Annotated in this window: 11 protein-coding genes and 1 pseudogene; 4 read left to right on the top strand and 8 right to left on the bottom strand. The window is 70.7% G+C overall.

Annotated features, from left to right (window positions below):
• The 3 genes and pseudogenes from HWX58_RS03405 to HWX58_RS03395 form a co-directional block, all read right to left on the bottom strand.
• Positions 1 to 320: pseudogene (locus HWX58_RS03405) on the bottom strand (type II secretion system F family protein); the annotation flags it as partial.
• Positions 317 to 1,177 (bottom strand): type II secretion system F family protein, encoded by an 861-nt coding sequence (locus tag HWX58_RS03400; RefSeq protein ID WP_175985607.1) that lies wholly within the window; start codon positions 1,175 to 1,177, stop codon positions 317 to 319. The pseudogene HWX58_RS03405 and the gene HWX58_RS03400, both read right to left, overlap by 4 nt.
• The gene (locus tag HWX58_RS03395; protein WP_175985606.1) at positions 1,174 to 1,719 is read right to left on the bottom strand and encodes an ATPase, T2SS/T4P/T4SS family; all 546 of its coding nucleotides are present in this window, start codon (positions 1,717 to 1,719) and stop codon (positions 1,174 to 1,176) included. The genes HWX58_RS03400 and HWX58_RS03395 overlap by 4 nt, the downstream gene beginning before the upstream one ends.
• On the opposite strand from HWX58_RS03395, the gene HWX58_RS03390 reads away from it, so the two are divergent.
• Positions 1,711 to 2,793, top strand: a complete 1,083-nt coding sequence (locus HWX58_RS03390; protein ID WP_508619498.1) for a recombinase family protein — start codon at positions 1,711 to 1,713, stop codon at positions 2,791 to 2,793. The genes HWX58_RS03395 and HWX58_RS03390 overlap by 9 nt on opposite strands.
• Entirely contained in the window at positions 2,694 to 3,242 is a 549-nt protein-coding gene (locus HWX58_RS03385; RefSeq protein WP_368356405.1) for a hypothetical protein, read from the top strand. The genes HWX58_RS03390 and HWX58_RS03385 overlap by 100 nt, the downstream gene beginning before the upstream one ends.
• A 32-nt stretch (positions 3,243 to 3,274) precedes the next feature.
• Here the strand turns inward: HWX58_RS03385 and HWX58_RS03380 are convergent, their stop codons facing one another.
• The 5 genes from HWX58_RS03380 to HWX58_RS03360 form a co-directional block, all read right to left on the bottom strand.
• Positions 3,275 to 3,475: a hypothetical protein gene (locus tag HWX58_RS03380; RefSeq protein ID WP_157544355.1), complete on the bottom strand. Its 201-nt coding sequence runs from the start codon at positions 3,473 to 3,475 to the stop codon at positions 3,275 to 3,277.
• Positions 3,472 to 4,095 (bottom strand): hypothetical protein, encoded by a 624-nt coding sequence (locus HWX58_RS03375; protein WP_197426459.1) that lies wholly within the window; start codon positions 4,093 to 4,095, stop codon positions 3,472 to 3,474. The genes HWX58_RS03380 and HWX58_RS03375 overlap by 4 nt, the downstream gene beginning before the upstream one ends.
• Before the next feature lie 7 nt (positions 4,096 to 4,102).
• Positions 4,103 to 4,555, bottom strand: a complete 453-nt coding sequence (locus tag HWX58_RS03370; protein WP_157544357.1) for a single-stranded DNA-binding protein — start codon at positions 4,553 to 4,555, stop codon at positions 4,103 to 4,105.
• Positions 4,556 to 4,627: 72 nt separating this feature from the next.
• The gene (locus tag HWX58_RS03365) at positions 4,628 to 6,403 is read right to left on the bottom strand and encodes a type IV secretory system conjugative DNA transfer family protein (protein ID WP_175985603.1); all 1,776 of its coding nucleotides are present in this window, start codon (positions 6,401 to 6,403) and stop codon (positions 4,628 to 4,630) included.
• Complete coding sequence (locus tag HWX58_RS03360; RefSeq protein ID WP_175985602.1) at positions 6,400 to 6,831, bottom strand: hypothetical protein; 432 nt, start codon at positions 6,829 to 6,831, stop codon at positions 6,400 to 6,402. Before HWX58_RS03360 ends, HWX58_RS03365 begins: the two co-directional genes overlap by 4 nt.
• Before the next feature lie 785 nt (positions 6,832 to 7,616).
• Here HWX58_RS03360 and HWX58_RS03355 point away from each other — a divergent pair.
• On the top strand, positions 7,617 to 8,858 hold the full coding sequence (locus HWX58_RS03355; RefSeq protein WP_062764843.1) for a glycosyltransferase: 1,242 nt from the start codon (positions 7,617 to 7,619) through the stop codon (positions 8,856 to 8,858).
• Between the two features lie 89 nt (positions 8,859 to 8,947).
• Positions 8,948 to 9,337: a hypothetical protein gene (locus tag HWX58_RS03350; RefSeq protein ID WP_062764846.1), complete on the top strand. Its 390-nt coding sequence runs from the start codon at positions 8,948 to 8,950 to the stop codon at positions 9,335 to 9,337.
• Positions 9,338 to 9,385: the final 48 nt, after the last annotated feature.

Below are 9,385 nucleotides of genomic sequence, written 5' to 3'. Positions count from 1 at the left end.
CGGAACAACGCGGGCTGAGCGTCGGAGCCCGCCTGCGCCAGCCGGTGCGCGAGCGCCTCGGTGTCGCCGATGCCGTGCAGGAGGCGGGTGCGCAGCCGCTGACCGATGGTCCCCGTCCCGCCGACCGGCAGGATGCCGGCGACGGGAAGGACACCCGCGGGCAGAGCGGCGTCGTCCACCGCGTCGCGCACGTAGGGAGCGATGCGCGCGGTCAGCGAAGCGGCTCGCCAGCGCGGGGCCGCCATGAGGATGCAGATGATCCCTGCGCCCAGCAGACCCCCGAGCAGGATCGCCGTCGCGGCATCCGTCACGATGCTCATGCGAACCACCGCCGTGGCTCAGGCAGACGCCCGATCCGGATCATGATGCGGAAGGCGATGACCGAGACGACCGCCCCGGCGACGATGACCATGACGCCCTCCGGACTCGCATATGCCTGGGCGCCTTCCGGGCGCAGCGCGAGCAGGAGCAGGATGACCCAGGGCGCGATCACGCCGAGCACGGCGGCCCCGCGGATCCACGACTGCTTCGCCTCGACCTCGCCGCGCAGCGCGGCATCTGCGCGCACCGAGGACGACAGCGCTCTTAGCACGCCGGTGAGCTCGGTTCCGCCGACCTGCCTCGTCATCTTCAGCGCCTCGATGATGCGGTCGGCTATGGGATCGGCGAGCGTCGTCTTGAGCCGTTCGATGCTGCTCTCGAATCGACCGGTCGCTCGGAGGTCCCTGGCGAAGACGACGAACGCGGGCCGGACCGCGGTGGGCGCGGACTCGGCAAGGCTCGCGACGGCGTCGGGGAGCGAGAGCCCGACCCTGATCGCCGCCACGAGCAGATCGCACACGTCCGGCCACATCTGCCTGCGCGCCTTCAGCAGGCGCAGGCGTCGGGCTCGGAGGTACGCGACCGGGGCGGCACCGGCAGCGATCGCCGCGAGCAGCGCCAGTACCGGGATGCCGGTGAGCAGCCACACGGCCGCGGCGGCGATCAGTGCGAGCGTGACGATGACCGCGAGCACCTTGTGCCGCTCAACGGACGCCAGCCCCGCCTCCTCGATGAGACGGGTCAGGTGGTCGTCGCGGCGTCCGGTCCGCTCGACCCGCTCGCGCGCCGGCCACAGCCAGGGCGACGCGCACAGCAGGACGCCCGCCGCCAGCAGCGCTCCCATCAGCAGTGTCATGCCCCCGGCTCCCGGCGGTAGACGGACCGCGTGATGATCCGCCCCTCGACCACCGCGCCCGTGGGTGCGACGACCTCCTGCACGAATCGGGCGCCGGCGGCGTCCCGAGCGCAGTGCACGACCAGCGAGACCGAGGTCGCCAGCGCGGGAGCGATGAAGGAGCGATCGATGTTGCGCCCGGCCAGCAGCGGCAGAAGGGTGAGCTTCTCGAGCGCCTCGACCGCCGAGTTCGCGTGCACCGTCCCCGCGCCGGGCACGCCCGTGTTCAGTGCGAGGACGAGGTCGAGCGCCTCGGCGTCGCGCACCTCGCCGACCACGAGCCGGTCGGGCCGCATGCGCAGCGCCTCCTTGACCAGTCGGCGCAGGGTGATCTCGCCCGTTCCCTCCAGGCTCGCCTGACGCCCCTGAAGGGCGACGAGATCCGGGCCGTCGACGGCGAGCTCGAAGGTCTCCTCCACCGTGACGATGCGCTGCGCGTCGGCGCACGAGGCCAGCAGCGCTCCCAGGAGCGTCGTCTTCTCCACTTGGTGCGAATGACGCACCTATCGAGTGGAGGTGTCGAGATGGCGATGAGTGCGTTGGAGAGGCCGCGGACGGGCGAAGTTGCTGGTGTCGCGGAGCAAGTGCTGGTGTATCTGCGGATCAGCGAGGACCGGACGGGCGAGGAGGCCGGCGTGGAGCGGCAACGCGATGACTGCTTGGCGCTGTGCAGTCGCCTTGGCCTGGATGTGGCCGCCGGGGACGTGTTCATGGATAACGACACGTCGGCGTATCTGAACAAGAAGCGTCCCGAGTTCGAGAAGATGCTGGCCCGGGTGCGGCAGGATCCTTCGCGGGTCGTGGTGTGGCATGTGGATCGCCTCTACCGCCGTCCGCGCGAGTTGGAAGACCTGATCGACTTGGTGGAGTCGCACCCGATCCGCATCGAGGCGGTGATGGGTGGCGCTTTCGATCTCAACACGCACGAGGGCCGGTTGATGGCCCGCCAGCTCGTCGCGATGGCCGCGTACGAGTCCGGGCACAAGGCCGACCGGATCAGGCGCGCGAACCGGCAGAAGGCCGAGCGGGGCGACTGGCACGGCGCGGCGAAGTTCGGGTACGGCACCGGCGGGGTCCTGATCCCGGAACAAGCGGCGGTGATCCGTGAAATGGCCGACAGGTTCCTGGCCGGCCAGTCGCTGCGGTCGATCACCGCGTGGCTGAACGAGGAGTCAGGGTTCCCTTCCCCGCAGGCGCACACGGGCAAGACACTCGGGGTGTGGCACGCGACGACGGTGAAGTCAATCCTTGTGTCCGCGCGTATCTCGGGGCAGCGCGCCTATGAGCCGGCCCGCAAGTCTGGGGATGCTCCGGCGGGGCGGGAGATTCTGGGGCCGGGGAACTGGGAGGCGATCATCACCCCGGAGGAGACGACCCGTATCCGGGCGATGCTTCCCACCCGGACCGCAGGGTCGGTGCCTCCTCGATCAACCTGCTGTCGGCGATCGCGACGTGCGGGAAGTGCGGCTCCGGGCTGGTGTCGGGCAAGAACCGCCGCGGCCCCTCGGATGCGAAGCGCCGCTACTACCGGTGCATGCCCGTCCCCGGCCACCCGGAACGCGGCGGCCTGTCGGTGACGGCGACCGGGTTGGAGACGGTGGTGTCTGAGGCGGTGATCGCCAGGCTCGCGGCGACGACCCTGCCCGCCGATGACGGCAAGACAGGCGGCGCGGTCGCGGAGGCGATGGGGCGGATCATGGCGGCACGGCACCGGATGGAAGACCTCGCCCGCGACTACGGCGCGGGACTGCTGGCCCGCAGCGAGTACCACGCGGGCCGTGTCGCAGCGCAGAACGCCGTAAGAGACGCCGAAACCACCCTCGGCACCCTGAACCGCGGCGACGCCCTCAAAGGGCTCCCCATCGGCGACGAGGCCGCTCTGCGGCACGCCTGGTACGAGGAATGGACGGTCTGTCAGAAGCGGGCGATCCTGAACGCGCTGATCGACACGCTCGTCGTCCTCCCGGACCCGAACTGCGGCTCCCGGTTCCGGCCCGAACGGGTCCAGCTCACCTTCAAAGCCTGACCCGCAGCCGCCCGCACAGGGGCGGGCGGGCATCATCCGGGGTGGGCAACGAGCGCGCGGAGCCGGTCGAGTGCCACCGGATCGGTGACCGCGAAGGACACCCCGGATGCCTCGCACGCCTGCCGCGTCCACTCCCGGACATCGAAGTCCCCGAGCAGCGCCTGCTTGTGCGGCGCTGCACCAGCCTCCGGCACAGTGTCCGGGCGGCGTTCGGGCCGTGGTGTGGTGGTCATGGCAGTTCTCCGGTGTCCGGGTTGAGGCCGGCGTAGAACTCGTCCTCGGCCTGACGTCGGGCGGCGACATCTTCTCCCGTGAACTCTGCGAAGTCCGTATCGCGGTTCGCGATGACGATGTCCTCGACGGACGGGGCGGGCTTCTCGCCGGGCCAAGCGGTCTGCCGGGTGGGACGGTCGCGGTCCAAGCGGGTACCTGACGCCGCGACCCACTCCCGCAGTCGTCCTCGGGCCTCAGCGAAGTCGCGGTGCCAGCCCAGCGGCGCGGACCCGTTCTCCTCCGGGTCATACGCGCACAGCCAGTGCAGATGCAACGCGCTCAGCTCCCACACCAACTCGGGGTGCCGGTGCCAGAACGGCGGGAGGACGCTGGCGGGAAGCCCGTAGGTGCGACGCAACCAGTTCACCCACTTGTTCAGCTCCCGCCACTCGACCTTGGCCTCGTCGGCGGTGAGCAGGTTCCAGTTGACCGGATGCGGCGGCTCCGGCAGCCCCTCGCCCTCGCCGCTCACGCCCGAATCCTCCTCGGCGTCCTCGGTTTCGGTGTCGATGTCGATGTCGGTGGGAGGCTCTGGGGCGGCGGCGTCGGGTGCGGGCGCGGCGGCGGTGTGCTCGGTCATCACATCCTCACAGTGCCGGGGCAGGCGTGGACGGGCGGGTGCTGCGCGGTGCGGTGAACTGCGCCGACAGGTCCCGGTGCCGGGCGGGCTGGTTGGTCGGGGCGTCGTGGACGGCGGCGGCCTGCTCGGTGGCGGTGGGGCGGCGTCCGACCTTCCACATCTCGAACTCCTGCCCGATGACCGTGGCTGGGTCGGTGCGGTCCCGGACCGGGCGGAACCGCCCCTCGGCGACGAACCCGGCCCCCTTGGACAGCAGCGCGGCGGCTTCCTCGGCGGCGTCACCATAGGCGACGATGGGGACGTACTCGGTGGGCAGCTTCGTGTAGGTGCCGTCCGGTTCGCGGCGGCCCTGCCGCTGACCGGCGCGGGCATAGAAGCGGAGCGTGCCGTCACGGGTCGGGTCCGTGGACGGCTCCGTGGCGACATACCCCGACAAGGACTGGTGAGTGCGAACAGCCATCAGAGTTCCTCCTGACATCAACGACCCCGCAAATCCGGAGCCTCCATGCCAGGCAGGTGCGCTCACCCGTCCCTACGGTTGCTGTTGCAGCAACGCCTCGACCTCTGACCGGTCCGCGCGCAGCCTGGCCGCGTCGGGCCGCTGGGTCCAGGTGCGGAGCCTGGTGACGATGGGCGGGGCGGATCGGAGTAGGACGAGGGCGGTGCCGAACGGGAGGGTGCGGATCGCGTCGGGTGGCATGATCGGCACCCGCCGGATGGAGCGTTGCGCGGTGCGGGAGCCGTGGTCGCCGACGGTGGTGGAGTCGGTCACCTCGTCCCGCTCGCCGATGAGGGTGGTGAGGTCGTGGAGGTCTTTCGAGTTCGATGCGCCGCCGAGGATGATCTTCACGATGCTGGCGTCCCAGATGGCGCCGGCGGCGTTCTCGGACCACTTCTCGCGAGCTTGGGCGAGGCTTTGGAGGACGGGCATGGTGGTGATCCCGGTGCCGCCGCCCTCGGCCATCAGGGTCGGCAGCGACGGCAGCGGGGCGAGGTTGCCGACCTCATCCAGCGCGAGCAGCAGCGGCGGGTCCAAGCGCGCGCCGGGGCTGGTCGCGGCGATCCGGCGTCCGGCCTCGACCACGTCTTCCACGAACGCCGCGACGAGTGCGGCGGAGTTGTTCGCCCCTGCGCCGGTCGCGAGGAGGTAGAGGGTGCCTTTGGCGCGGAGGAACGCTTCGGGGTCGAAGTCTTCCCCTTCCCGCGGGGATACGGCGTCGAGGACGCGGGGGTCTGCGAGGGCGGCGAGGGCGAGGGAGACGCCTTGCCAGATGGAGTCGCGGGTTCTCGGGTCGGAGTCGATCATCGCTTGCAAGCCCTCCGCCCACCCGACAGCGGCGTTCGGGTTCGCGGTCAGGATCGCCACCGCGTCCGCCGCCGCGGAGGGGTCCAGCGTCCACCGGAACAGCTCGCCCGGCGGACGGTGGTCGAGAGCGGCAGCGTGGAGGAGGGCTTGGAGGGCGGTGCGGGTTTTGCCTTCCCAGAATCCGCCGCCTTCGACACCGCCGGCGGACAGGCCGGTGCCTGCGGCGAGTCCGGTGGCGCGGATCATCGCGGTCAGCGGGTCCTCGCATCCGCGGATGGGTGACCAGCGCAGCCCGGCGGGGACGCCTTCGGCGAGGTGCTGAGGGTCGAACACCGCCACCGGCCCGCCAGTGCGTTGGCGGGCGCGGAGGGTCGCGGTGAGATTGTCCGGGCGGGTGCTGGTGGTCACCACCGCGCCCGGCGCGTCCAGCAGCATGTTGATAACCACCCCTGCGCCTTTCCCGGAACGCGGCGGCCCGAGGAGCAGGATCGAGTCCTCCACCGAGGCCCATACCCCATGCCCGCGGGACGCCCCGATCCGGTACCCCACGTCCGCGGGATGGGGCGCGTCCAGGGAGGGACGCATGTGCCCGGCACGGCGCAACAGCGCCTTCTCGGACGCAGCGCGTGCGACCTCGGTGCGGGTGGCGATCCCGGCGATCCGGTACGGGTCGGTCTTCACCTGCCGGCCGTGATCGCGCAGCAGTCGCCACACCCACCATCCGGCCGACCCGGTGGCAAGGATGAGGACGCTCGCGGTGATCCAGTACGCGACCGCGCCGAGCCCTGGGGCGTCGAGTGCGGTGGCCGGGTCGCCGGGGTTCAGCAGCACGCCCAAGCCGGCCTCGACACCGCCGGCAGGTTGGGTGGTGCCGGTGATCCAGGCGGCGACGGACCCGGCGCCGCGGAGGATGGCGGAGAGGATCGCGGCTGAGATGAGGATGCCGATGCCGAGGTTGCTGAGCTCGTCCCCGAGCGCCCCGGAAGGCCTGGGGGTGCTCATCCGGGGTGCCCGATCGTGAGGGTGCCGGAGACGCGGCCGAGCAGGATCACCTCGCGGGTCGGACTCGCGCCAGCCTGCTCGCCGGTGAGCAGGGCGCGCATGGTGCCGTCCGGGGCAGCATCGCCGTGCGCGATCACCACCGCTATGGTGACATCCTCACCGGGCACGAACCCCTCCCCGCGCAGGACGACCAGTTCCGGCATCACCCGCGGTGCGGGGCGATCCGAGGCGGGGTCGGGTGCGGGCCGGCGGCGGCTGCCGGGGGTGATGATGTCGGTGACGGTCCCGTCCGCCTCACGGACCTCGACCCGCACCGCCGAACGGTGCGCCTCGGTGAGCTGGTCGAGCACGCGGGCGAAGTCCTCCCGCCGCCACGCTGGCGCGAACGGCTCCGGCGCAACCTGCTCCCCGTCCACGGTGACCGTCATGGTCCCGGTAGGCGCAACGGTGATGACCACCTGCGGCAGACGACCGGGACCGGCGGTGTCTCGCTCCGCGGCCGGGGTCGGGGGTGGTGCGCTTGTAGCGGGGGCGGGCCATCATGCCTCACCATCCGTCGCTGGAACCGTCGGTGAGGGTGACTGTTCGTCAGCCTCACCGACCTTTCGCGGTTCTGTCTCCACGGCTACGAATTCTTCCGGCGTCCTCATGTGGGGTAGGTGCGCCGTGCCACCAGGCTGATGGGTTCGTGAGGCTGGGAAGATCGAGTGTCGATGCTTCGCGTCCTTAACAACGCGCAGACCCGCGCGTTCCAGGACACCGCGCGCCGCCTCGCCGCCCCGGCCATTCCTTCCCTTGGAGGAAAGCTGGCCTGAACCCGCAGTCCCTGCGCGCCGACCGCATCCTTGCGGAGAGCCACGCCACCGGCGGCGACGGCCGCCGCATCTGCGATCTGTTCGGCGTTGGCATCGAAACTGCGATGCGCTACACCGCCACCCTCGGCCGACCCGCGTTCTGCGACGAGATACCGGTCCGTCGTGCCCTCGGGCTCGACTCGCCGTGAAGACGGCTTCCGAATCTGGGGTGCTGTTGGCGTAGGCTGGCGGCGGCGCGTCGGGAAGTCTGGTCGACATCGACGCCGGCCTGTCGGGTCGGCGGTACTTCCAGAGGAGAACCATGACGTGCAAGACCGCTGTAGAACCGCATTGTCTTCGCTCCTCCTCCGGAGGATGGACGAAGCGCGTGGCAGCTCGGTGCCTCAGAGAGAACTGCGATGGCTGAGGCGCTGGTAGAGGGACGGTCAATGCGCGTTCTCCTGGCGACGGCCGGCAGTCGTGGTGATGTGGAGCCCTTCTTCTCGCTGGCGTCGGCGTTGCGTGAAGCCGGGCACGTTGTGCGGGTCGCCGCGCCCGAGGACCCGGACGCGGGGCGCGATGTTGACGTGGTGAGTCTCGGGGTGAGCTTCGCTGAACTCGGGCGGGCTGTTGCCGATATCGGCGGGATGCGGGCGTTTCGGGAGCACATCCGTCCGGCGATGCGCACGATGCTGGGGCGCGTGGTGGATGAGGCTGTCAACTGGCAGCCGGATGTGATTGTCGCCCACCCAAAGCTCCTCACGGTGCCCGTCGTGGCCGAGCATTTGGGAGTCCCGTATCTCACGGTTGAGCTGACCCCTGTGTTGACTCCGACGAGTGAGTTCCCTGCCGCCGGGGTTCTGAACCGCTCCTTCGGACCGGCGATCAACCGGCTCAGCTACCGGGCCGCCGCGGTGGGCGAGCGCATGTTCAGGGCGGACATCCGCGCGGCGCGGCAGCGCCTTGGCCTCTCCGGCACGCAGAACCTCGCTCCGCCTTCGGGGTCGCTGGTCGCGGTGAGCCCGACGCTCCTGCCGCGTCCGGCGGACTGGCCGGCCACGGCCCATCTCACGGGCGACTGGTCACGCCAGCCGTCGCCCGAGGGCAACCTGGATACGGCGGTACGGGACTTCGCCGCCGGTGAGGCCCCGTACCTGTATGCCGGGTTCGGGTCGATGCGGGGCGGGGACGCTGCGACACGCGCCGAAGCGATCGTCGACGGCGGACGGCGGGCAGGGCTGAGGGTTCTGCTGGCGACGGGCTGGGGTGGCTTGGAGCCTCCGCAGCGGTGTCTGGGGGGCGACGTGCTGGTCGTGTCGTCGGTACCGCATGACGTGGTGCTTCCTCGGGCGGCGGTCGCGATCCACCACGGTGGAGCCGGCACCGTCCACGCTGCCGCCCGCGCCGGCACACCCTCGGTTCTGGTCCCGTTTCTCGCGGACCAGCCGTTCTGGGCTCGGCTCCTGCACCGATCCGGGCTCACTGGTCCACCACTTGATCGAGATCGCCTCACCGCGGACCGGGTGCACGCGGCGATCGCCGATGCGGCCGATCGTCGACCAGCGGTCGACCGTGTCGCCGAGCGGATGCGCGCCGAGAACGGCCCAGCCACAGCCGCCGCCGTCATTGCCCGGATCACGGCTAGTACGGGTGGGTCGTGACGGGCGCCGTTCTGTTTCTGGGTGATTCGTTCCTCCCACCGCCCGTCGTCAAACCTTCGCGTTCGGAGCCGGCCCGAACGATCGTGTGGGTGAGCGATCTCCGCGACACGGCCGGCAGACGTGCCGCACGGGCGGCGTTGAAGACCGCAGCCCACGTGGCGTTCGATGCCTGCCGGGGCCGACCGGGCATCCGCCACCTGCTTCTGGCGTACCGGGCCGAGCCGGCCATGAGCCTGGCCTTGCAGCGTCTTGCGCGGGCGGTCGCGATACGGCTGCACACGAAGATCGAGCTACGGGTGGGACGTGATGTCGATGTCGTTCTTCTCGACATCTCTGATCTCGACGACCAGGAACTTCTGCGGGAACGTCTGGAGGAGATGTCGCGGCAACCGGCTGGGCTCGCCGGAGCGGCCGCTCTGGGCTGGAACGACATCCGCAACGAGAGCATTCGCAACGCGGCGAGCAGCGAGTACATCTGAGTGGCCGCCCAAGGTGCGGTGGACCACAGCACGGTAGGCTGGGTGTGG

Source organism: Microbacterium tenebrionis (assembly GCF_903645325.1).
Classification (GTDB): Bacteria; Actinomycetota; Actinomycetes; order Actinomycetales; family Microbacteriaceae; genus Microbacterium; species Microbacterium tenebrionis.
The sequence above is the reverse complement of the archived record's forward strand: the minus strand, read 5'-3'. Positions and strand labels throughout refer to the sequence as shown.